The organism is Oerskovia turbata (assembly GCF_000718325.1).
Lineage (GTDB): Bacteria > Actinomycetota > Actinomycetes > Actinomycetales > Cellulomonadaceae > Oerskovia > Oerskovia turbata.
In genome coordinates this window covers 56,356-79,399 of record NZ_JOFV01000003.1, presented here as the reverse complement: position 1 = coordinate 79,399, position 23,044 = coordinate 56,356, and the positions used below count along the sequence as shown (strand labels likewise).

Below are 23,044 nucleotides of genomic sequence, written 5' to 3'. Positions count from 1 at the left end.
GGGGAGCGCGTCCTGCGCGCCAGCACCGATGGGAGAACCGCCGGCACCGCTGGGAGAACCCGGCCCGACGGCGCCGCGCACCGGTCCGTCCGGCTCGCCGCCGGTGGTGCTCGTCGCGGGCGGGGTGCGCTGCTCGGTGGTGAGGGAGCCGGGGGTGGTGCGTGACGTCGTCGGGCCGGCGGGGCGGGTGCCTTGCGTCACGGGGCGCTCGACCCTGCGGCCGCCGAGGCGTCGACCGCTCCGACCGTGCTCAGGTTCGGCGCGGGCACGCCGTAGAACGCCTCGACGAGCGACGCGATGGTCTCACCCGTGCGGGGACCGAACGTCAGGAGTCGGCTGCCGTCCATGTCGACCACGCGCCGGTTCTGGCCTGCGGGCGTCTGGGCGAGGCCCGGGATCGCCAGCATGGCGTCGAGGCCGCCGCTCGACTCGAGGCCGTCGGTCATGACGAGGTACGCCGCCGGGGCCGCGGAGATGATGGCCTCGCTCGTCACGGGGGCGTACTGCTGCGTGAGGCCGATCGCGGTGCCCGCGTCCTGGCCGCCGATCTCGCGGATCAGGTCGTCGGCGCCCGAGCCGGGGCCGAACAGCATCTTGATGTTGGACCCGCGCAGGTACAGGAACGCGACGAGCGGGCTGCCCGTGTCCGCGGGGACGCCCGCGAGGGCCGCGCAGACCTGCTGGTCGGTGCGGGCGACGAGCGCCGCGCCGGCCTCGGGGACGCCGAGCGTGGTCGCGACCGCGGTGATGCGGTCGTCGATGCCGTCGAGCGTGCGGGCCTCGTCGAAGTAGACGACGGGGATGCCCGAGGACTCGAGCTGGGTGCGGGCCGTGTCCGTGAGGAGCGTGGCGTCCGTGAGGATGACGCTGGGGTTCAGGCCGAGGATGGTCTCGATGTTGAGGGCGTGCCCGGCGCCCGTGACCACGGGGACGTCGGCGGCCTCGGGGAAGCCGGTGGGCAGGTCGCGCCCCACGACGTTGTCGCCGAGTCCCAGGCTGTAGACGATCTCGCCGAGCGTGCCGTACAGGTCCACCGCGATGATGCGCGAGGCGTCGGTGACCGTGACCTGGCGTCCGTCGTGCGACTGGACCGTCACGGGCAGCGTCGGGGTGGGCGCGGTGGCGATCGGGTCGATCACGTCGTCGGCAAAGGTCGCGGTCGTGGGGCCGGTCGGGAAAGACGCCGGGTCGACCGTGGCGCGCTGGCCCGTCTCGAGGGCCGCGCACGCGTCGAGGGTGACGGCCTCGGTCTCGGGTGCGGCGGGTGCGGAGTCCGTGGTGGGTGCGGGCGTCGGCGGCTCGTACGGGAGCGGTGCGCAGCCCGCGGCGAGCAGGACCGCGGTGAGCGTCGTGACACCGGCGACGGACGAGCGGCGCGGGCCACGCGTCAGCGGACCGCGTCGGTGCTCGGGGGACGGGACGCGGGCAGGGTGCGACATCACAGGGCTCCAGCAGAGGTCGGCCACCCACGCGAGGGGGGCTTCGGGTAAGTTGAGGCTAACCTACGCAGGGTCACGGCAGGGTGGCCGGTCCCCGGGATCTTCTGTGATCTTGGAGACGTCGGGTGCGCCCCCCCGCGGTGCCCTGCGCCCCCCTGCGGTGCCGAGCATGCGGTTGGCGTCGAGAATCCTGGGAATCTCGACACCAACCACATGCTCGACGGACGCCAACCGCATGCTCGGGCCCGAGGCCCGAGGCCCGAGGCCCGAGGGGCCGGCGGGGCTGAGCAGGGGCGGAGCTCGATTGCGCCCGGTGCTGCTCAGGGAGCAGTCAGCAGTGGACCGCGCCCAGCTCGGCGAACAGGGCGCTGTTGAGGCGGAACGCGCGCTTGGCCTCGGCGACCGTCTCGGCGAGCTGGGAGTCCGTGAGGTCCAGGGCGTCGAGGCGCTCGCGGTAGACGTCCTTGAAGGGCTTGGCCTTGGGGATCTCGTCGAACGTGTAGAACGCGAGGCCGTCGGGGCCGAGGCCGTAGTGGCGCTCCATCATGCGCTTGATGATCTGACCGCCCGACAGGTCGCCCAGGTAGCGCGTGTAGGCGTGCGCGGCGTAGGCGGACAGTGACGTGCCGACCTCGAGCAGGCGGGCCACGTAGGCCTCGGTCGCGGGCAGGATGCGGATCTCGGTGGCCCAGTCGGGACCGACGAGGAACGCGAGGTCCTTCTCGATCGAGGGCGTGCGGGTCAGCTCGTCGAACACGAGGGTCGCGCCCTGGGCGTCGTCGCGGATCTGGGCGCTGGCCTGCTCGAGCGCACCGTAGATCGCGTACTGCTGCGCCGCGAGGTCGGTGTAGGCGGCGACGTTCAGCTCGCCGCCCATGAGCTTCTCGACGAAGCCTGTGGTCTCGGCCTGCTCGTGCTCGGGGCGGGTGCCCTCGCGCAGGCGCAGCGACAGGGACGCGGGCGCGGATGCGGCGTCGGCGGCGGGAAGGGTCTCGGCGGTCATCTCAGCGGGCTCCTGCGGTTCGTCGTGTCACGTGCACGACGTCGCCACGTGCGCTGGGAGGGCGCGGTCCGCGGGTGCGTGATGACAGAGCGTCATGACGTCGCGTCAGGAACACTACAACAGTGAGGTGAGGTTTACCTATGCTCCGTGGGGGAGGTCTCACGGAGTGGGCAGGTGACGACGGGCCCTCATCGTGTGGGCAGCGCGTGCTCCGCGACGTCCTCGGGGTTCGGCAGGCCGTGGAGGAACCGGTAGCCGATCAGCGCGACCGCGACCGTGAGACCGCCCGCGACGAGCAGCGGCGTCGTGAGGTCGATCCGGGCGAGCAGCCCGCCCAGCAGCGAGCCGAGCGGCATGGTGCCCCACAGCAGGGTGCGCCATGTCCCGTGGACGCGGCCCAGCAGGTGGCCCGGGATCGCGGCCTGGCGCAGCGACATGACCAGGACGTTCCACACCGACGTCGAGCCGAACGACACCGCGAAGCACACGACCGCGACCGGGACCGTCGGGAAGAAGCCCATGACGACCAGCGCCACCGGTCCGACGAAGTTCGCCGCGGCCATGACCGGCCCTGCGCCGAAGCGGACCTTGAGCGGGCTCACGACCACGGCGCCGACGATCCCGCCGACGGCCCCCGAGAGCATGAACACCCCGAACCACTGCTCGGGCACGTCGAGCCGGTCGAGCACGAACAGCACGTCGGTCGCGATGGCCGCCGAGAAGAAGAGCGCGATCAGGATGCTGAGGAACCACAGGGGGCGCAGCATGGGGTGGCTCATGATGAAGCGGAAGCCGTCGGTGAGCTGGCGGGCGAAGGTCGTGCGGACGGGCGGGAGCGCCCCGTCCGCCCGCTGCTGGTGGGCCCGGTGGGCGCCGGCCGCGGCGGCGGGCAGGAAGAACGCGAGCAGCCCTGCGACCGCGTAGGACAGCGCGCCGATCCCGAGCGGGATCACGACCGCCACGGCGAACAGCGCCGACGTCAGCGGCACGGCGAGGAAGTTCTGCACGACGAGCTCGCCCGCCTCGATGCGGGAGTTGGCGCGCGGCAGGTCCGCGCGGCGCACGATGGCGGGGACGACGGCCCGGATGGCCCCGTCGTACAGCGTCTCCAGCGCGCCGTACGCGAAGATCACGACGTAGAGCCACCAGATGGTCAGCGTGTCCGTCGCGTACAGGGTGATCAGGGTGACCGCGAGGAGCGTCCGGGCGCCGTTGGCGATGACCATGGCGTGGCGGCGGTCGATGCGGTCGAGCAGCACGCCCGACGGGATCGCGAAGAACAGCCAGGGGAGCATCGCGACGGCCGCGATGCCGGCGACGAGCAGCGGGTCGTCGGTGAGTCGGGTGGCGAGGAGCGGCGCGGCGACGCGCGCGATCCCGTCGGCCAGGCTCGAGCTGATGTTCGCGGTGAAGACGTTGGTGAAGGACCGGCCGAGCCCTCGTCGGTCGGGTCCGTCGGGGGCTCCGGGCGGCACGGGGGCGTCGTCAGGGGGGAGCGGGGGGAGGGCTGGGGGCACCGGAAGACTCTAGGCGCCCGTCGGCGCGACCCCGCGACGGCCCGACGACGGAGCGCCGGCCGGTCTGTCGGGCGCGGGGTGTGCGTGCTGCGGAGCGGCAACTATTGTTGCCACACGCTGGCAGACCTACCCGAGGGGGCCATTGCCGCGGGGCGTCTTCACCGACGTGAGAGCCTGTGACGACCCGGGCCGCGGTGCCAGCCGAAGTGGTTGCACGAGCGGGCAGGGGTCCGGCTGGAGGCAGCGTTGCAGATCCCCGACAGGTCCCGCGGATCCCGTCTGGCCGCCCATGGAGCCGTGTCCACGGCGCTGTCGCTGTGCAGCGACCGCAGGTTGCGTGAGCTCGTGGACGCCGCCACGCAGGCCGGCTCGGGCATCGGCGGGGCGACCGCCCTGCTGGAGGTCGAGGGGATCCCGGTCTTCGTCAAGCAGGTGCGGCTCACCGATCTCGAGCGACGACCAGAGAGCCTGCGCTCGACGGCGAACCTGTTCGGGCTGCCGGTGTTCTGCCATGTGGGTCTCGGCGCCATCGGCAGCCCGGGCTTCGGCGCCTGGCGGGAGCTGGCCGTGCACGTCATGACGACGGACTGGGTGATCGCGGGCGACTTCGAGGGGTTCCCCCTGATGCACCACTGGCGGGTGCTCCCGGACGATGGCCGGCCACTTCCTGAGGAGCTGTCCGACGTGGACCGTGCGGTGGCCTACTGGGGAGGGGGCCCGGAGGTGCGCCGCCGGATCGAGGCCCTCGAGCGGTCCACGGCGAGCGTCGTGCTGTTCCTGGAGTACGTCCCGCAGACCCTGCACGAGTGGATGGGCGACCGGACCAGGGCCGGTGACGAGAGCGCCGAGCGGGCCTGCGCACTGGTGGAGGACGAGCTGAGGGCAGGTGTCGCGTTCATGAACGCCCGGGGCCTGCTGCACCTCGACGTCCACTTCGAGAACGTCCTGACCGATGGTGAGCGGCTCTACTTCGCCGACTTCGGCCTCGCGATCTCCTCCCGGTTCGAGCTCGCCTGGGACGAGGTCGACTTCGTCGACGAGCACCGCGACTACGACCGTGCCTTCACCGCCATGTACCTGGTGAACTGGCTCGCCGTCGACCGGTACGGCCACGGACCGGACGAGCGCAGGACGTTCGTGCGTTCGTGCGCGCAGGGTGAGCGTCCGGCGGGGGTGCCGTCCGAGGTCGCGGCGACCCTGGTCCGTCATGCGCCGGTCGCGGCGGTGATGGGGGACTACTCCCGCCGGTTCCAGCGGGAGAGCCGGGTGACGCCCTTCCCGGTCGAGGCTCTCCGCCGGACCGGGGCGTTCGTCGAGCGGGTCCCCTAGACCGCGACGTCCTGCGTCCGGCGTGCGACGAGCGCGCTCTTGCCCCGCTTGCGCTGGGCCGCGGCGAACATCGCCATGAACACGGCCGTGGTCACGAGCGCTGCGATCGCGTTCGCGACCGTGCCGGCGGGAGTCGAGTGGCGGTCGCCGAGCGTCACGAGCAGCGCGAGGTTCACCAGCCAGTGCACGAGCGTCGCGAGCGCGACCCGCTGCCGCACGGTCCCGCGGCCGAAGTGGCCCATGAGCACCGACAGCGCGACGGTCGCGAGCAGGAAGCCCACGATCACGACGGGCCCGGCCGTGAAGATCTGCACGTGCCACACGCCCCACACGAGGCCCGTCACGATGCTCGCGGCCAGGAGCGAGAACCGGTTCTCGAGCAGCGGCTGGAGCATGCCGCGCCACCCGATCTCCTCGCCGGCAGCGCCGACGAGGAACAGCAGGGGCAGGAGCGCGAACGGGACGGCGCCGGCGGCCTGCGCACCCTCAAGACGAGTGCCCTGCACCAGGAGCACGGCGACGAGCACGCCCCAGTAGAGCAGGCACGCGGCGAACGCCAGGACCAGGTGCGCGACGACCTGACGGCGCGGGACGGCGTCGGGCAGGAGCGGCGCGAGGCAGCCACGGAAGACGGCGAGCGTGATCCCTGCACCGATCGCGGGGCCGAGCTGGACGAGCGGCAGGACGTCCGTGCTGAGTCCCGCGACGGGCTGGAGGAGGAGCAGCGCGCCCGATGCGACGAACGTCGCCAGGACGAACGTGAGGGTCGGGGCGAGGAAGGCGCGGGGCGCTGGAGCCAGTGCGGTCGAGGTCACGCCGCAGGCTCCCAGCCTGCCGCTCGGGGTGTCAAACCTCAGCCCGCGACGAGCTCCTGCGTGCCCACGGCGCGCAGCACGAACGCCTCGGTGGCTTCGATCGCGCGCTCGCGGGCGGTGGGGTCCTCGGGGATGTGGCGGCCCGAGAGGCATGCGTTGACGAGCTGGACCGTGGTGCCGAGGTCCTGGTCGGGGAACTCGCCGCACGCGATGCCTGCGGTGAGGATGCGGCGCAGCGTGTCCTCGACGATCACGGCGTGCTCGCGCAGGCGCTGCTGCGTGCCGCGCGAGAGCACGGTGCGCAGGTCGGGTCCGGGGGCCAGGTGGAAGACGCGCTTGAGCTGCGCCTGCTGGCGGATGTAGGTGCGGAGCTGCTCGACCGGGTCGTCGACGCCTTCGAGCGCGCGCTCCAGGGTCCCGACGTACTGCTCGGTCTCGTGCGTGATGAAGCCGAGGAGCAGCGACTCCTTGTCGGGGAAGTGGTTGTACACCGCGGTGCGTCCGACGCCTGCGGCGGCGGCGATGTCCGCGAGCGAGATCGCGTCGAAGCCGCGGTCCATCATGAGGTTCGAGAGTGCCGCGAAGAGCTTCTGACGGGTCTGTGCGCGGTGCTCGTGGAGCGAACCGCCGATGATCTTCGGCATGCTGACATCATAGGCACTACGTGTCAGATTGCTAATCCGCGTCGTTCCGCGGCCCAGGACGGTGCACGCCGAGCCACCTACACTGGCCCCAGAACCGGCAGGAATCGACGAGGGTGTCGAAGGAGGCGATCATGACCGACCCCGCGGCCCTGAGCGCCGCCCACGAGGCCTTCCTGAGCACGGGAGCGCTCCCGCCCGGCATCCGTCCCCTCGTCGCGGCGTCGTGGCGGCGCAGCGCCCGCAGCGGCGTCGACCCCGACGTCCCCCAGCCCGACGTGTCGATGTCGGACGCCGACCTCGGCACCTACCGGGCCCGGCACCCGCTCGCGAGCGCCATGCCGGTCGTGCGTGACCTCCTGGTCGCGGGGCTCGCGGGGGAGAGCGCGGTCGTCGCGATGACCGACGACTCCGGGCGGATCCTGTGGGTCGAGGGCAGTGCGAGGGTGCGCGACGACGTCGGGCGCATCGGCTTCGTCGAGGGCGCGGTGTGGCGCGAGGAGCGCGTCGGGACCAACGCCCCCGGCACGGCCCTCGCGACGGGCCGACCCGTCCAGGTCCTCGGCGCCGAGCACTTCACGCGCCCCGTCCAGTCGTTCAACTGCGCGGCCGCCCCGGTGCGCGACCTGCGCACGGGCCGCGTCCTCGGGGTCCTCGACGTCACCGGGGGCCACGTCGCGGCGTCGGGCCTGGTGCTGTCCCTCGTGCGTGCCTCGGTCGCGGCGGTCGAGCGCGAGCTCGCCGAGCGCTCCGAGCGGTCCGAGCGGAGTGCCACCGGCCACGGCCCCTTCGCCCCCCGCCTCGACGTGCTGGGCGTGTCCAACGGGGTGCTCCGCGCCGCGCCGGGCGCAGCGGCGGGGTGGCCCGCCCCGGGCACCTCCGCGACCGCGCCCGACGGCGGCACGCACGCGGCGCCGTCGGGCCGCCTGAGCCTTCGCCACAGCGAGATCCTGCTGCTGCTCGCCGCGTCCCCGCGGGGGCTCGGTGCGGACGAGCTGGCCGTGCTGCTGCACCCCGGAGAGCTGTCCGACGTGACGGTGCGCGCGGAGGTGTCGCGGCTGCGGCGGGCCGTCGGACCGCTGCTGGGCGGGTCGCGGCCCTACCGGCTCGGGGCGCCCCTGCGCACCGACCTCGACACCGTGCGCGACCTCCTCGCCGCGGGCGACGTGCACGCCGCGCTCACCGCGTACCCGGGCCCGGTGCTTCCGCGGTCGGTCGCGCCGGGCGTCGAACGGCTGCGCGACGAGCTGTCGGCCGAGGTGCGCGGGGCGGTCCTCGCGTCGGGCGACGTCGGGGCGCTGGGGCGCTGGCTCGCGAGCGACGAGGGTGCCGACGACCATGCGGCGTGGCGCCGGCTAGGGGCCCTCGCCGCCCCCGGGACCCCGGCGGCGGCACGGGCCCGCGCGCGCCTCGCGCTGCTGGACCGGTCGCTGCGCTGACGACGCGCTCGTTCTGACAGCGTGACTGCAACCCTCCTGCAACCCTGCGCTGCGTAACGTCCGGTGCACCCGGACGCAACGGTGCGTCCCGGGACGTGGACCGTGCCGGACGGCGGGCAGACGGCAGGCGGCGGGCCACGCACGGCACAGAGCACTGCAAGGAGGCAGACGCACATGACCGTCTACGCTGCCCCGGGCACTCCCGGAGCCATCGCCGAGTACAGGGCCCGCTACGACCACTGGATCGGCGGCGAGTACGTCGCCCCGGCGAGCGGCCGCTACTTCGAGAACCCGAGCCCCGTCACGGGACGCACCTTCACGGAGGTCGCGCGCGGCACGGCCGAGGACATCGACCGCGCCCTCGACGCCGCGCACGGCGCCGCCCGCACCTGGGGGAGGACGACCGCGACCGAGCGGGCCGTGATCCTCAACAAGATCGCCGACCGCATGGAGGCGAACCTCGAGAAGATCGCGGTCGCCGAGACGTGGGAGAACGGCAAGCCCGTGCGCGAGACCCTCGCCGCGGACATCCCCCTCGCGATCGACCACTTCCGCTACTTCGCGGGCGCGATCCGGGCGCAGGAGGGGTCGATCTCCGAGATCGACGAGGACACCATCGCCTACCACTTCCACGAGCCGCTGGGCGTGGTGGGGCAGATCATCCCGTGGAACTTCCCGATCCTCATGGCGGTGTGGAAGCTGGCCCCGGCGCTCGCGGCGGGCAACTGCGTGGTCCTCAAGCCGGCCGAGCAGACGCCCGCGTCGATCCTGTTCCTCATGGATCTCATCGGCGACCTGCTGCCCCAGGGAGTCGTCAACGTGGTCAACGGGTTCGGGGTCGAGGCGGGCAAGCCGCTCGCGTCGAGCCCGCGCATCCGCAAGATCGCGTTCACGGGCGAGACCACCACGGGCCGGCTCATCATGCAGTACGCGAGCCAGAACATCATCCCGGTCACGCTCGAGCTGGGCGGCAAGTCGCCCAACCTGTTCTTCGAGGACGTGGCGCGCGAGAAGGACGACTTCTACGACAAGGCCCTCGAGGGGTTCACCATGTTCGCCCTCAACCAGGGCGAGGTGTGCACGTGCCCGTCGCGCGCGCTCGTCCAGTCGTCGATCTACGACCAGTTCCTGGGCGACGCGATCGAGCGGACCAAGGCCGTCAAGCAGGGCAACCCGCTCGACACCGAGACGATGATCGGCGCGCAGGCGTCGAACGACCAGCTCGAGAAGATCCTCAGCTACATCGACATCGGCAAGGCCGAGGGCGCCAAGGTCCTCACGGGCGGCACCCGTGCGGACCTGGGCGGCGACCTCGCGGGCGGGTACTACGTGACGCCGACGATCTTCGAGGGCAAGAACTCGATGCGCATCTTCCAGGAGGAGATCTTCGGGCCCGTCGTCGCGGTCACGGACTTCGCCGACTTCGACGACGCGATCACGGTCGCGAACGACACCCTGTACGGCCTGGGTGCGGGCGTGTGGTCGCGCGAGGCCAACATCGCCTACCGGGCGGGCCGCGAGATCCAGGCGGGCCGCGTGTGGACGAACTGCTACCACGCGTACCCCGCGGCGGCCGCGTTCGGTGGGTACAAGGGCTCGGGCGTGGGCCGTGAGAACCACAAGATGATGCTCGACCACTACCAGCAGACCAAGAACCTCCTGGTCAGCTACTCGGCCACGAGGCTCGGCTTCTTCTAGGCCGTGCCCGTCGTCGTGGGCGGGGCCCGGCCCGGGTCCCGCCCGCTCGTCCAGTCAGCGGCTCCGCCGTTCCGCCCGCCACGAGGGGAGAAGGATCATGCCCGACGACGTCACGCCCGGCCCGCAGGTCGCCGCACCGGGGGCGGGGGCTTCCTCGCCCGGCGAGGTGCGGCCCGAGAGAGTGGGGCTGACCCCGGCGGCTGCCGAGCTGCTCGCGCGCCTGCGGATCCAGTACGGCGAGCTCATGTTCCACCAGTCCGGTGGGTGCTGCGACGGCTCGTCGCCCATGTGCTACCCGCAGGGCGAGTTCCTGACGTCGGACGCCGACGTGTACCTGGGCGACCTGGTCGTGGTCGACCCGGAGGAACCGACGTTCACGGTGCCGTTCTGGATGAGCCGCAGCCAGTTCGAGTACTGGAGCCACACGCACCTGACGGTCGACGTGGTGCCGGGGCGCGGGTCGGGGTTCAGCGTCGAGGCGCCCGAGGGGGTGCGGTTCATCATCCGGTCGCGGCTGTTCTCGGACGAGGAGTCGGCGGGTCTCGCGGGCCAGGTGCTCTGAGGTCCTGTCAGAACGAGCGCGGTCTCGGGTGCTCGCTGGTTCTGACACCCGGCTGGCGGCGAGGATCACCCCCCGGGCGCTGCGCCCTGTGCGAGATCCCGTGGCAGTGTTCGGACCATGAGCGCCGAACGGTTCCGCCCCCGCGTCCCGGGCAGGGTGTTCCTCGCGTGCCTCGCCGCGGCGCTCGGCGGCCTGCTCTTCGGGTTCGACACGTCGGTGGTCAACTCCGCCGTCGGGGCGCTGAGCGAGCACTTCGACCTGACCGCGAGCATGCGTGGCATGGTGGCCTCGCTGTCCCTCCTGGGGTGCGCCGCGGGGGCCTGGTTCGCCGGGGCGGTGTCGGAGCGGCTCGGCCGCGTGCGCGTCATGCTGCTCTCCGCGCTGCTGTTCGGTCTGTGCGCCGTGGCCGCGGCGTTCGCCCCGTCCGTGGCCGTGCTGCTGCCCGTGCGGCTCCTCGCGGGCGTCGGGATCGGCGCGGCGTCGGTCATGGCGCCCGCGTACATCGCCGAGATCGCCGCGCCGCGCTCGCGCGGACGCCTCGGCGGGCTGCAGCAGCTCTTCATCACCATCGGGATCTTCGTGGCCCTCGCCGTCGGGCTGGCGATGTCTCGCGCGGCCGGGGGTGCCGTGCACGACCTCTGGGCAGGGTTCCCCGCGTGGCGCTGGATGTTCCTGGTCGAGCTCGTCCCCGCGGCGCTCTACGGGCTCGCGGCCCTGCGACTGCCCGAGTCGCCCCGCTACCTCGTGGGCCGGGGACGTGAGGTCGAGGCCCGGCGCGTCCTGCAAGGGTTCACGGGTCTCGCCGACGACGAGGTGGACGAGGAGGTCGACCGGATCCGCATGTCGATCGGCGCGCACGCCACGACCTCGCTCCGGGACCTGCGCGGCCCTGCCCTGGGGCTGCGGCCCATCGTGTGGATCGGGCTGGGTGTCGCGGCCCTCGTCCAGCTCAGCGGCATCAACGCCGTGTTCGTCTACTCGACGTCGTTGTGGGAGTCGGTCGGCTTCACCGAGTCCGAGGCCCTGACGATGTCGCTCGTGACCGCAGGGGTCAACATCGCGGTCACGGTCGTGGCGATCGGCCTCGCGGACAGGTTCGGGCGGCGCCCCGTGCTCGCGGCCGGGTCCGTCGGCATGGCGCTCGCGCTCGCGGTGACGGCGTTCGCGTTCGGGCAGGCGACGACGTCGGCCTCGGGCGAGCTGGTCTTCCCCGTCGCGTGGGCCATGACGGCCCTCGTCGCCGTCAACCTCATGGTCGTCTCGTTCGGGCTCACGTGGGGCCCGCTCGGCTGGGTGCTGCTCGGGGAGATGTTCCCGCCCGCGATCCGGTCGACGGCGCTCGCGGTCGCCACAGCCGTGCAGTGGTTCGTGAACTACGCCGTGACGAGGTCGTTCCCCGTGGTCAGCGAGGCGTGGGGGTTGCCGGCGACGTACGGGACGTTCGCCGCGATCTCCGCGTTCGGGGTGTTCTTCGTGCTGCGGTTCCTCCCCGAGACCAAGGGGCGGTCCCTCGACGAGATGGGCGACGGGACCCGGGCGGCATGACGCCCAGGACATCACCCTGTCGTACTCTTCCCAGGGGTCGTCAGCGGCTCGTAGCGTTGAGAGCCGAGACCGGGGAGGACCGATGTTCACGCAGGTCGTCGTGCACCGTCCGCGCCCCGAGTTCCGTGGCGTGACGCTCGCCTACCTCCAGCAGGCCGCCCTGATCACCCGGTCGGTCGCGGGGCTCGTGCAGTCGGCGGTGTGGTCGGAGGGCGACGACGAGCGCCTGGTCCTCACGACGACCTGGGAGTCGTCGGAAGCCTTCACCGCGGGCGAGGACGCCCTGTTCGACCTGTTCCGGAGCGTGCCGTTCGAGGAGTGGATGCTCGAGCCGCTCGACGTCCTCCTGCTCGACGAGATCCCGCCGCCCGCCCCGCAGGAGTGAGGCCCACAGGCTGGACCGGGGTTTCCGCGCCGCGCGACGGGGACCTAGCATCCCGACATGACGACGCCACAGCAGCCCGGCCAGGCCGGGCCCTCCGGCATCACCCCTGACACCAAGGACTGGACCTGGGTCCTGGACCGCCCGTGCCCCGAGTGCGGGTTCGAGTCGGGCACGATCGACCCGGACCAGGTGGGGCCCGCGGTCCGTGCGACGATCCCGCGCTGGCAGGACGTGCTGTCTCGCCCCGACGTCGCGGTGCGTCCCGACGAGCACACGTGGTCCCCGCTCGAGTACGCGGCGCACGTGCGCGACGTGTTCGCCGTCTTCGACGTGCGTCTCGCGTCGATGGTCGAGGGCGACGACCCGCTGTTCGCGAACTGGGACCAGGACGCGGCGGCGCTCGCGGGCGACTACGAGCACCAGGACCCGCAGCTCCTCGCCCGGGAGGTCGCGATCGCGGGTGACCGGGTCGCGGCGCGGTTCGACGCCGTCGGGCCCGACGACTGGGAGCGGCCCGGCCGCCGGTCGAACGGCTCGGTCTTCACGGTGCGCACGCTGGGCCGGTACTTCCTGCACGACGTCGTCCACCACCTGCACGACGTCGGCTCTCCCACCTCCTGACACGGGCCTGCCAGAGCGCCTGAGGTCCGCACCCGACCCACGCCCGTAACCTCCCGGCATTCTGGACGGTCCTCGGCGCGTCTAGCGTCACGTCATGACGCTTCCTCCGACGGGGTGGGTCCCCGACCTGTACCGCAGTGACCACCTGCTCGCGCTGCCGCGTTCGCGCGGCATCGCGCGCCCGGGGATCGAGGCGCTCGCGCGGGCCTGGTTCCCGGAGGCGGGCTGGGTCAGCGAGCCGACGAGCGGTCCGGCGGAGCGCCCCATGGCGGGCGCGCGCTTCCGCGGCGTGGTGCCCGACGACGTGCGTCGCCCCGGGGTGCTCCGCCTCACCGAGGGGGTCGAGGTCGTCGGGCCGTTCGTGGTGCTGTCGCCCGGGACGCAGACGCTGGGCCTGGCGTTCGCGGCCGCCGAGGGGTGGGCGGTCCGGGTCACGCACTCCTCACGAGGAAGGGCTCCCCTCGACGTCGAGGACCGTGACGGGCTCGGGCGGGTCTTCGCCGCGGGTCTCCCCGAGGAGCTGGAGCTGCGCGTCGTCCGGTGGGCCGTGGCGGCGGCGCGCAAGGTCGGGGGCAGCGTCGCGGTCGACGGCACGCAGGTGCTGACGCCCGACCCGGCGCGGGGCGTCGACCTGACGGTGTTCAGCGCGCACGCGCTGACGCCCGAGTCGGCCCTGGGGGTGCTGCGGACGTTCGTCCCGGGCGCGTACGTGTCCGGGGTCGAGGAGCGGGCGGACCGGCTGGTCGACTTCGCACTGGTCGGTGAGACGCCGTACGACGGCGTGGTGCAGGTCGTGGTGCAGAAGGTCGACAGGGTGCCGGCGTCGTTGGCTGCGCTGGACTGGCGTGAGTACGGCCCGTTCGCGTACCGGCTCTCGTGGCTCCCGACGGACGCCTACGAGCTGGACGTCGAGGAGCCGTCGGGGCTGCACCTGATCGCACGGGCCCGTATGCGGGCTTCGCTCGCCCGGCTCGCCGCGGTGCTGCAGGGCAGGGTCCAGGGCGTCCTGGTCGACGACGGCGGTTTCGAGGTGTCGGCCGCGGAGGTCGAGGAACGCATCGCGGCGGAGAGCACCGCGAGGTTCTGGGTGTGAACAGCCCCCAGAGTTATCCACAGATTCTGTGCACAAGCCTGTGGGTAGACACGGGAGAACGGGGATCACGTTGTGGACGAACCTGTGGTGAACGGGCCCGACGAAAAAGGGTCCGTCGACCTCTTGCACGGGTGGCCCGAGCAGGACTAGAAACGTCACTATCGGCTTCGACGGGTACGGCAGCAGCCCCCAACGACGCTCTCCCGCACGGGAGGACGGACCGGCAAGGACGCTGGAACCACATCCCCCGAGAGCCCCAGGCTGACCGGAGAACGGTGAGACGTCCCGCGGGTCCCAACACCCCGGGCTGCGGGTGACGACGCAGGTCCCGACCGGAACCGGAAGGCCGATCGTGAGAGGCGCCTTCCAGGAGAACAGGACGAGCACCCGCTCGTCGTGGGGAGGGCGTCGAGCCGCGACGTCGACGCGGAGCCCGGCCGGACCGTCAAGGCCCGGCCGTTCCAGGGCACACGGTCATCAGCGAGGCTCCCGGCCCCCGCCGGGAGCCTCGTTCCGTCTCCTGCCCGTCCCGTGGCGAGCCTCCGACGGCGGGCGAGCCTAGGCTCGCCCCATGAGCAACCTCGAGACACGGCCCCGTGAAGAGGTGTGCGCCGCAGGGAGCCACGCGGCGCCGTCGGGCAGCCCTGTGGACGGAGCGCCCGCGGGCCGCACGCCCGTCGAGATCCTCGACCACCGCCAGGTCCCGCTCGGCGGGACCCGCGCCATGGACGTGCGCCGCACCCTGCCGCAGCGCGTCCGCTCGCTCGTGGGCGCATGGTGCTTCCTGGACCACTACGGGCCCGACGACGTCCGGGCCTCCGACGGCATGCAGGTCCCGCCGCACCCCCACACGGGGCTCCAGACCGTGAGCTGGCTGTTCGAGGGCGAGATCCTGCACCGCGACTCGGTCGGGTCGCTGCAGACCGTGCGGCCGGGCGAGCTCAACCTCATGACGGCCGGGCGCGGCATCTCGCACTCGGAGGAGTCGCCCGCGGGCGCGCGGCCGCCCCTGCTGCACGGCGTGCAGCTCTGGGTCGCGCTGCCGGCGGACCGGCTCGGTGACGAGCCCTTCTTCGAGCACCACGGGAACCTGCCCGCGTGGAGCGGGCTGGCAGGTGAGCGCGTCCAGGTGCTCGTGGGTTCGCTGAATGTGGGCGGCGCCGAGCTGCGGTCGGCCGCGACCGTCTTCACGCCCCTCGTCGGGGCGCAGATCGACCTGCCCGCGGGCGCGTCGGTCGAGCTCGCGGTGGACCCGGGGTTCGAGCACGCGCTGCTCGTCGACGCGGGCGACGCGTCGTTCGAGGGCGTGCCCGTGCCGGTCGCGTCCCTCGGCTACGTCGAGCCGGGGCCCTCGACGCTGACCGTCTCCGCGGGCGACAGGCCCGTGCGGGCCGTGCTGATCGGCGGCGAGCCCTTCGCCGAGGAGATCGTCATGTGGTGGAACTTCGTGGGCCGCTCGCACGACGACGTCGCCGCGGCTCGGGCGGACTGGATGGCGCAGGTCAAGGTCAGCGCGGCTGCCCGGGACGACGAGGCGGCCGCGGCGCCGGTCCTCGTGCCCGGGGACGGCGGCACGCGCTACGCCCCGGGGGCGTCGGGCCGCCGGTTCGGTGAGGTCCTCGGGTACGACGGCGGCCCGCTGCCCGCACCGGTGCTGCCCGACGTGCGGCTCAAGCCGCGCAGACGGCCGGCCTGAGGGCGTCGGAGACCTACCGCTTCGTCCCCGGCCGCTCCGAGGGGTCCCACCCGGGCCGCGGCTCACGGGACGCCACGGACGCGTCGCGCGAGCGGTACACGATGTAGGGCCGGAACATGTACGGCACGGGCGCCGAGAACGCGTGCACGAGCCGCGTGAAGGGCCACAGGACGAACAGCAGGTTCGCGGCGACGATGTGGAGCTGGAACGCGGCGGGCACGCCTGCCATGAGCTCTGGCTGCGGCTGGAAGTACCAGAGGGACCTGAACCAGGGGGAGATGGTCTCGCGGTAGTTGTACCCGTGGTTCTCGGCGAGGAGCTGGGTCTGGACGGTCGCCCACGCGCCGAGCAGGATCGACGCGGCGAGGAACACGTACATGACCTTGTCCATGCGCGTGGTCGCGAGGAACACCGGCCCGGTGGTCCGCCGCCGGTAGACGAGGATGAGCAGCCCGGCGACGAGCGCGAGGGCCGCGAGCGAACCCATGTAGGTGGCCACGAAGTGGTACGCGGTCTCGTCGATCCCCACGGCCTCGGTCCACGACTCGGGGATCACGAGCCCCAGGACGTGCCCGAGGATCACGAACAGCAACCCGAAGTGGAACAGCGGCGAACCGAGCCGCAGGAGCTTCTTCTCGTAGAGCTCGCTCGACCGCGTGGTCCACCCGAACTTGTCGTAGCGGTACCGCCACACGGACCCGACGACGAACACCGCGAACGTCACGTAGGGGAAGACGACCCACAGCAGGATGTCTCCCGTGCTCGCTCCGGTCATCGTCGTACCTCCTCGGGCGGCGCCCCTGCGGGGGCGAACGGTTCGAGCGGCCCCATGGCCGACAGCCCGACCATCTCGGTCGGCGGGCCCGACGTCACGAGCTCGAGGTACCGGCGCTCGGTCTCGGCGTCGAGCGGGGGCAGGGTCAGGCACACGGCCTCGACCACGAGCGCGTACGGGCTGGACATCGCGGCGAGCGCGGAGCGCAGCACCTCGATGCCCTGGCGGTGCGAGCCGAGCAGTCCCGCGGCGATGCGCTCCTCGTCGCGCGCGGTCGCCCGGGCGGAGAACTCGAGGGCCATGGGCAGGTAGTCGGGCAGCTCCTCGCCGTCGACCTCCCACCCGGCGGCCCGGTACGCCTGCACGAACCGGACGAGCGCCATGCCGCGCTTCCGCGTGTCCCCGGCCGCGTAGTACGACAGGTACATCGAGCACTTGCGCTTGAGGTCGAACGTCGCGACGTAGCGCGCCTCGAGCGCGGCGGGCTCGCCGGTCTCCAGGTCGTCGAGGAACGTGCCGAGCCGCGCCTGCACGGCACCGGGAAGCTGCCCGACGACGTCGCGCACCTCGCGCGCGGCGGCGATCGTCCTGGCGTCGGGGTAGTCGAGCAGGAGCGAGGCGGCCATGTGGGTGGTGCGCCGCTGCGCGGGCGTGGCCCGGACGGGGGCGAGGGGCTCCAGGAGGGGCGTGCGCGCCGTCGGACGGGGCAGGAAGGTCGTCGCCGAGGACGTGCCGAACAATCCCATCAGCGCACCGCCGGGTTGTCGTCGTCGGACGTGTCCGGGCCCGGACCCTCGGGGCCGTCGGGAGTGCCCGGCGGGAACAGGCCCGCGGGCCGGCCGTTGCCGTCCCAGTTGAGGAGGTTGACGCGCCCGGACGTCGAGGGCCCGTTGGGGGAGTCGGCCGTCTGGCGGGCCTGGAGCACGTGGAAGTTCTCGACCGCGACGGGGGTGGGAGTCCCGCTCGACGACCCGAACGGGCCCGCGCCGCCCATGCCGCCCATGCCGGGGCCGCCGTCGAAGTCGAGCGAGCAGCTGATCTCCTCGAGCTCGCGTGCGATCTCCTGGTGGGCGGTCGGGATGACGTAGCGGTCCTCGTACTTGGCGATCGCGAGCAGGCGGTACATCTCCTCGATCTCGGTGCCCGTCATGCCGACCGCGCGGGCGATGGCTTCGTTCGGCTCCTCGCCCAGGTTGATGTCGCGCATGTACGAGCGCATCGCGGCCAGTCGGCGCAGCGTGCGCTCGACCGGGACCGTGTCGCCCGCGGTGAACAGGCCCGCGAGGTACTCGAGCGGGATGCGGAGCTTGGAGATCGCCGCGAACAGGGTGCGCGGGTCCTCGCCGTCGTTGCCCGACGAGCCCACCACGTCGACCACGGGGGACAGCGGCGGGATGTACCAGACCATCGGCATGGTCCGGTACTCGGGGTGCAGCGGCAGGGCCACGCGGTACTTCTGGATGAGGGCCCAGATGGGCGAGGCCTGCGCGGCCTGGATCCAGTCCTCGGGGATGCCCTCGGCCCGGGCCGCGGCGATCACCGCGGGGTCGTGCGGGTCGAGGAACACCGAGCGCTGGGACTCCAACAGCTCGTGCTCGTCCTCGACCGCCGCGGCCTCGGTCACGCGGTCGGCGTCGTACAGGACCAGGCCCAGGTAGCGCAGGCGCCCCACGCACGTCTCCGAACAGACCGTGGGCAGCCCGACCTCGAGCCGCGGGTAGCACAGGGTGCACTTCTCGGCCTTGCCGGTCTTGTGGTTGAAGTAGACCTTCTTGTACGGGCAGCCCGTGACGCACATGCGCCACCCGCGGCACTGGTCCTGGTCGACCAGGACGATCCCGTCCTCGGCGCGCTTGTACATGGCCCCCGACGGGCACGACGCGACGCACGCCGGGTTGAGGCAGTGCTCGCAGATCCTCGGCAGGTAGAACATGAAGGTCTGCTCGAACTCCGAGGCGACGTGCTCGCTCATGTGCGCCAGGATCGGGTCGTCCTGCATGGTCTCCTTGGACCCGCCCAGGTCGTCGTCCCAGTTGGCCGACCACTCGATCTTCATGTCCTCGCCCGTGAGCAGGGACTTGGGCTTGGCGACCGGGGTGTGCTGGCCCTGCGGCGAGGAGAGCAGCATGTCGTACTCGTACGTCCACGGCTCGTAGTACTCGTGGATCGACGGCAGCTTGGGGTTGGAGAAGATCGTCGCGAGCTTCTTGGCCCGCCCGCCCGCGCGGAGCTTGAGCTTGCCCCGCTTGGTGCGGACCCAGCCGCCCTGCCACGTCGACTGGTCCTGGTAGGTCCGGGGGTAGCCCAGCCCGGGCCGCGTCTCGACGTTGTTGAACCACACGTACTCGACGCCCGTACGGTTCGTCCACGCCTGCTTGCACGTGACCGAGCACGTGTGGCACCCGATGCACTTGTCGAGGTTCATGACCATCGACATCTGAGCCATGACACGCATCAGTACGTCACCTCCTGCGAGCGGCGGCGGATCGTCGTGACCTCGTCGCGCTGGTTGCCCGTGGGACCGAGGTAGTTGAACGCGAAGGCCAGCTGCGCATAGCCCCCGACGAGGTGGCTCGGTTTGAGCAGCACCCGCGTCAACGAGTTGTGGATGCCGCCGCGCAGCCCCGAGGTCTCGGCGATCGGGACGTCGATCGTGCGGTCGGTCGCGTGGTGCATGTAGACCGTGCCCTCGGGCATGCGGTGCGAGACGACGGCCCGGGCCACGACCACGCCGTTGCGGTTGTAGGCCTCGATCCACTCGTTGTCGCGGACCCCGATCTTGTCGGCGTCGCGCGGGGACATCCAGATGTTCGGCCCGCCGCGCGACAGCGAGAGCATGAACAGGTTGTCCTGGTACTCGGAGTGGATGGACCACTTCGAGTGCGGCGTCAGGTACCGCACGGCGACCTCGGCCTGGCCCTGCGAGCCGGGGTAGCCGCTCGGGGAGCGGTCGCCGAGCGCGGGGGAGTCGGGGAAGAGCCGGTGCATGTCGAGCGGCGGCCGGAAGATCGGCAGCTGCTCGCCGAGCTCGGTCATCCAGTCGTGGTCGAGGAAGAAGTGCTGGCGTCCCGTGAGGGTGTGCCACGGCTTGAGCCGCTCGACGTTGATCGCGAACGCGGTGTACCGGCGGCCCCCGTGCTCCGAGCCGGACCACTCGGGAGAGGTGATGACCGTCGTCGGGCGGGACTGGACGTCCGGGAACGTGACCCGCTTGCCCTGCTCGTCGCGCGCGAGGTCCGCGAGCTCGACGCCCGTGCGCTTCTCGACGTGCTCGAAACCCTGGACCGCGAGCCGGCCGTTCGTCGTGCCGGACAGCGCCAGGATCATCTCGCACGCGTGCGTGTCCTTGTCGAGCCGCGGGCGGCCCGCCGCGGGACCCGACTGCACGAGGCCGTTCCGCTGCCCCAGGGACCGCACCTCCTCACCGGGCGAGAACTGCACGCCCTTGGTGACCATGCCGAGCTTCTCGGTGAGCGGGCCGAGCGAGGCCATGCGGTCGGCGAACGCCGGGTAGTCGCGCTCGACCACGACGAGCTTGGGCATGGTCACGCCCGGGATCAGAGGACGGGACGCCGACCCCGCGCCCGAGTCGACGATGGTGCCGTGCGGTACCGACATGGCGTCCGGGGTGTCGTGCAGCAGGGGAGCGGCCACGAGGTCCTGGCGCACGCCCAGGTGCTCGACCGAGTACTCGCTGATCTTCTTCGCGATCGTGTGGAAGATGTCGAAGTCCGTGCGGGTCTGCCACGGCGGGCTGATCGCGGGGTTGAACGAGTGCACGAACGGGTGCATGTCCGTGGTGGACAGGTCGTGCTTCTCGTACCAGGTGGCCGCGGGCAGCACGACGTCCGAGAACAGCGTGGTGCTCGTCATGCGGAAGTCGAGCGTCGTGAGCAGGTCGAGCTTGCCGCGCGCGCCCTCCTCGGCCCACTCGATCGACTGCGGTCGCCGCCCCGGCGCCGACTCGTCCGCGAGCACCGCGGAGTCGGTCCCGAGCAGGTGCTTGAGGAAGTACTCGTTGCCCTTGCCCGAGGACCCCAGGATGTTGGCCCGCCACACCGTGACGCAGCGCGGGAAGTTCTCGGGGGCGTCGGGCGCCTCGACCGCGAACCTGAGCGCGCCGCTGCGCAGCTCGGAGACCACGTAGTCCGCGGGCTCGGCCCCGGCCGCCTCGGCCTGGTCCACGAGGTCGAGCGGGTTGCGGTCGAACGTCGGGTAGCTGGGCATCCAGCCGCGCTGCGCGGACTCGACCAGGCAGTCGGCCGTGGTCCGGCCCGCGAACATGCCCGAGCCCAGGGGGGTCGCGAGCGCGTCCGCGGGCAGCCCGTCGTAGCGCCACTGGTCGGTCGCGACGTACCAGAACGCCGTGCCGATCATCTGGCGCGGGGGCCGCGACCAGTCCAGGCCGCCCGCGTACTGGGCCCATCCCGTGACGGGCCGGCACTTCTCCTGCCCGACGTAGTGCGCCCACCCGCCGCCGTTGACGCCCTGGCAGCCCGTCATGGTCGTCAGCGCGAGCATGGCGCGGTAGATCGTGTCGGCGTGGAACCAGTGGTTGGCGCCGGCGCCCATGATGATCATCGAGCGCCCACCGGACTTCTCGGCGTTGTCCGCGAACTCGCGCCCGATCCGTGCTGCCGCCGCCGCGGGGACCCCCGTGAACTGCTCCTGCCACGCGGGGGTGCCGGGGGAGTCCGCGTCGTCGTAGCCCGTGGGCCACTCGCCGGGCAGGTCCAGGTCCTCACGGTTCACGCCGTACCGGGCCAGCAGCAGGTCGAACACCGTGGTCACCAGGTGCCCGCCCACGCGCCGCACCGGCACGCCGCGCGTGACCGAGCCCGCGCCCCCCGTGTGCATGCGCTCGTCGCCCTGGTCGGGGTCGGGCGAGAGGTCGAAGCGCGGCAGGTCCACGCGCGCGGTCGTGGTGTCGTCATGGCCCGACGGCGCCGCCCCCGTCAGCGGATCGTGCCCGGTCGTGCGGCCGTCCGCGACCGACAGCAGCGGTTCGACGCCCTCCAGGTCGAGGTTCCACTTCCCCTCGTCGGCCTCGCCGAACCGGTGGCCCAGCGTGCCGTTCGGGATCACGGGCGAGCCGTCGGCGTCGAGCAGGACGGGCTTGAAGGCCGCGTTCGCGGCGCTCGCGGCGCCCGGCAGGACGTCGTCCGCGAGGTCGGCCGCGGTGAGGAACTTGCCCGGGACGTAGGTGACGTCCCCCGCGGGGCGAGCGGCGCCGTCGGGCCCCGACGACGCCGGGCTCGGCGTGAGCGTCACGAGGAACGGCGAGTCCGTGTACCTCCTCAGGTAGTCCACGAACGGCGCGGTGCGACGTTCCACGTGAAACTCTCGCAGGATCACGTGCCCCATCGCGAGGGCCAGCGCACCGTCCGTGCCGGGATGCACCGCGAGCCACTCGTCCGCGAACTTCGTGTTGTCGGCGTAGTCGGGCGAGACCACGATCACCTTCTGGCCGCGATAGCGCGCCTCGGCCATGAAGTGCGCGTCCGGGGTGCGGGTCACCGGGATGTTCGAGCCCCACATGATGCAGTACGAGGAGTTCCACCAGTCGGCCGACTCGGGCACGTCGGTCTGGTCGCCGAACACCTGCGGGGACGCGACCGGGAGGTCCGCGTACCAGTCGTAGAACGACAGCATCGCGCCGCCCAGCATCGAGACGAACCGGGCCCCCACGCCGTGCGAGACCATCGACATCGCCGGGATGGGCGAGAAGCCCGCGATGCGGTCCGGGCCGTAGGTCTTGATCGTGTGGACGTGGGCCGCCGCGACGATCTCCGCGGCCTCGTCCCACGACGCCCGGACCAGGCCACCCTTGCCGCGTGCCTGCTTGTACGCGCGCGCCGTCTCCGGATCGCCCGTGACCTCGGCCCACGCGAGCACCGGGTCACCCGTGCGGGCCTTGGCCTCCCGGAACGCGCGCAGCAGCACCCCCCGCACGTACGGGTAGCGGACCCGCGTCGGGGAGTACGTGTACCAGCTGAACGCCGCGCCGCGCGGACAACCGCGCGGCTCGTACTCGGGCGAGTCCGGGCCGACCGACGGGTAGTCCGTCTGCTGCGTCTCCCACGTGATGATGCCGTCCTTGACATACACCTTCCACGAGCACGACCCGGTGCAGTTCACGCCGTGCGTCGAGCGCACGACCTTGTCGTGCGACCACCGGTCCCGGTAGAAGACGTCGCCCTCGCGGCCGCCCTGGAGGAACAGCTGCCGCAGGTCGGGCGAGACCTCTCCGCGGCGCAGGTGCTTGCCGAGCCGGAGCAGCGCGTCCTCACCACCGCCTCCGGGGGACTCAGGGCGTGCGGCGCCCGCGGCGCGGGCGGCGGTGCCCGGGCCGGGGACGGTGGACTGCGACATGCGACCTCCTGGGGCGAGCAGGATCGTGCTGTACGTTCGTCTGCCTCGCAGTATGCCCACGTCCTGCGGGTTCCGCCTGGGGAGCGGGGCTTCCTCGCCCGGGGCGCCGTGATT

18 protein-coding genes are annotated in these 23,044 nt (G+C 72.3%); 9 read left to right on the top strand and 9 right to left on the bottom strand.

Going from position 1 to position 23,044, the window contains the following annotated elements; translation table 11 throughout:
* Positions 1-197: 197 nt before the first annotated feature.
* The 3 genes from IE95_RS0103500 to IE95_RS0103490 form a co-directional block, all read right to left on the bottom strand.
* Positions 198-1,439 carry a heme/hemin ABC transporter substrate-binding protein gene (locus IE95_RS0103500; RefSeq protein WP_084689769.1) on the bottom strand — a complete coding sequence of 414 codons (1,242 nt, stop codon included), beginning with the start codon at positions 1,437-1,439 and terminating at the stop codon, positions 198-200.
* 331 nt (positions 1,440-1,770) lie between these two features.
* Entirely contained in the window at positions 1,771-2,442 is a 672-nt protein-coding gene (locus IE95_RS0103495; protein WP_030150245.1) for a biliverdin-producing heme oxygenase, read from the bottom strand.
* 188 nt (positions 2,443-2,630) lie between these two features.
* The gene (locus IE95_RS0103490; protein WP_084689768.1) at positions 2,631-3,959 is read right to left on the bottom strand and encodes an MFS transporter; all 1,329 of its coding nucleotides are present in this window, start codon (positions 3,957-3,959) and stop codon (positions 2,631-2,633) included.
* A gap of 297 nt (positions 3,960-4,256) precedes the next feature.
* Here IE95_RS0103490 and IE95_RS0103485 point away from each other — a divergent pair, with 297 nt between their 5' ends.
* A complete protein-coding gene (locus IE95_RS0103485) occupies positions 4,257-5,288 on the top strand; it encodes a protein kinase family protein (protein ID WP_240666389.1) in 1,032 nt (343 codons plus the stop codon).
* On the opposite strand, the gene IE95_RS0103480 is transcribed toward IE95_RS0103485, so the two are convergent.
* Both IE95_RS0103480 and IE95_RS0103475 read right to left on the bottom strand, forming a co-directional pair.
* A complete protein-coding gene (locus tag IE95_RS0103480; protein WP_051702675.1) occupies positions 5,285-6,103 on the bottom strand; it encodes a CPBP family intramembrane glutamic endopeptidase in 819 nt (272 codons plus the stop codon). The two genes, IE95_RS0103485 and IE95_RS0103480, sit on opposite strands and share 4 nt — an antisense overlap.
* A 38-nt stretch (positions 6,104-6,141) precedes the next feature.
* Positions 6,142-6,747 (bottom strand): TetR/AcrR family transcriptional regulator, encoded by a 606-nt coding sequence (locus tag IE95_RS0103475; protein ID WP_030150241.1) that lies wholly within the window; start codon positions 6,745-6,747, stop codon positions 6,142-6,144.
* A 131-nt stretch (positions 6,748-6,878) separates the two neighbouring features.
* On the opposite strand from IE95_RS0103475, the gene IE95_RS0103470 reads away from it, so the two are divergent.
* The 8 genes from IE95_RS0103470 to IE95_RS0103435 all read left to right on the top strand — a co-directional run bounded on the left by IE95_RS0103470 (position 6,879) and on the right by IE95_RS0103435 (position 15,783).
* Positions 6,879-8,183, top strand: coding sequence for a sigma-54-dependent transcriptional regulator family protein (locus tag IE95_RS0103470; RefSeq protein ID WP_030150240.1), 1,305 nt, complete (start codon positions 6,879-6,881; stop codon positions 8,181-8,183).
* A gap of 174 nt (positions 8,184-8,357) precedes the next feature.
* Positions 8,358-9,881 carry an aldehyde dehydrogenase gene (gene adh / locus IE95_RS0103465; protein ID WP_030150239.1) on the top strand — a complete coding sequence of 508 codons (1,524 nt, stop codon included), beginning with the start codon at positions 8,358-8,360 and terminating at the stop codon, positions 9,879-9,881.
* A 97-nt stretch (positions 9,882-9,978) separates the two neighbouring features.
* Entirely contained in the window at positions 9,979-10,443 is a 465-nt protein-coding gene (locus IE95_RS0103460; RefSeq protein WP_084689766.1) for a DUF779 domain-containing protein, read from the top strand.
* Positions 10,444-10,560: 117 nt separating this feature from the next.
* Positions 10,561-11,988 carry a sugar porter family MFS transporter gene (locus tag IE95_RS0103455; RefSeq protein ID WP_030150237.1) on the top strand — a complete coding sequence of 476 codons (1,428 nt, stop codon included), beginning with the start codon at positions 10,561-10,563 and terminating at the stop codon, positions 11,986-11,988.
* Between the two features lie 82 nt (positions 11,989-12,070).
* Entirely contained in the window at positions 12,071-12,373 is a 303-nt protein-coding gene (locus tag IE95_RS0103450) for an antibiotic biosynthesis monooxygenase (protein WP_030150236.1), read from the top strand.
* A gap of 57 nt (positions 12,374-12,430) precedes the next feature.
* Positions 12,431-12,994 (top strand): DinB family protein, encoded by a 564-nt coding sequence (locus IE95_RS0103445; protein WP_051702674.1) that lies wholly within the window; start codon positions 12,431-12,433, stop codon positions 12,992-12,994.
* A 94-nt stretch (positions 12,995-13,088) separates the two neighbouring features.
* Positions 13,089-14,087 (top strand): hypothetical protein, encoded by a 999-nt coding sequence (locus tag IE95_RS0103440; RefSeq protein WP_051702673.1) that lies wholly within the window; start codon positions 13,089-13,091, stop codon positions 14,085-14,087.
* 571 nt (positions 14,088-14,658) lie between these two features.
* On the top strand, positions 14,659-15,783 hold the full coding sequence (locus IE95_RS0103435; RefSeq protein WP_030150233.1) for a pirin family protein: 1,125 nt from the start codon (positions 14,659-14,661) through the stop codon (positions 15,781-15,783).
* 13 nt (positions 15,784-15,796) lie between these two features.
* Here IE95_RS0103435 and narI read toward each other — a convergent pair whose 3' ends face one another.
* Genes narI through IE95_RS0103415 form a run of 4 tightly spaced genes read right to left on the bottom strand, consistent with a single transcriptional unit; the run spans position 15,797 to position 22,930 of the window.
* Entirely contained in the window at positions 15,797-16,558 is a 762-nt protein-coding gene (narI, locus tag IE95_RS0103430; RefSeq protein ID WP_030150232.1) for a respiratory nitrate reductase subunit gamma, read from the bottom strand.
* Complete coding sequence (gene narJ / locus IE95_RS0103425) at positions 16,555-17,304, bottom strand: nitrate reductase molybdenum cofactor assembly chaperone (RefSeq protein ID WP_051702672.1); 750 nt, start codon at positions 17,302-17,304, stop codon at positions 16,555-16,557. The genes narI and narJ overlap by 4 nt, the downstream gene beginning before the upstream one ends.
* Positions 17,304-19,013, bottom strand: coding sequence for a nitrate reductase subunit beta (gene narH, locus IE95_RS0103420; protein ID WP_036570816.1), 1,710 nt, complete (start codon positions 19,011-19,013; stop codon positions 17,304-17,306). The genes narJ and narH overlap by 1 nt, the downstream gene beginning before the upstream one ends.
* Positions 19,013-22,930 (bottom strand): nitrate reductase subunit alpha, encoded by a 3,918-nt coding sequence (locus IE95_RS0103415; protein WP_030150229.1) that lies wholly within the window; start codon positions 22,928-22,930, stop codon positions 19,013-19,015. Before IE95_RS0103415 ends, narH begins: the two co-directional genes overlap by 1 nt.
* Between the last annotated feature and the right edge of the window lie 114 nt (positions 22,931-23,044).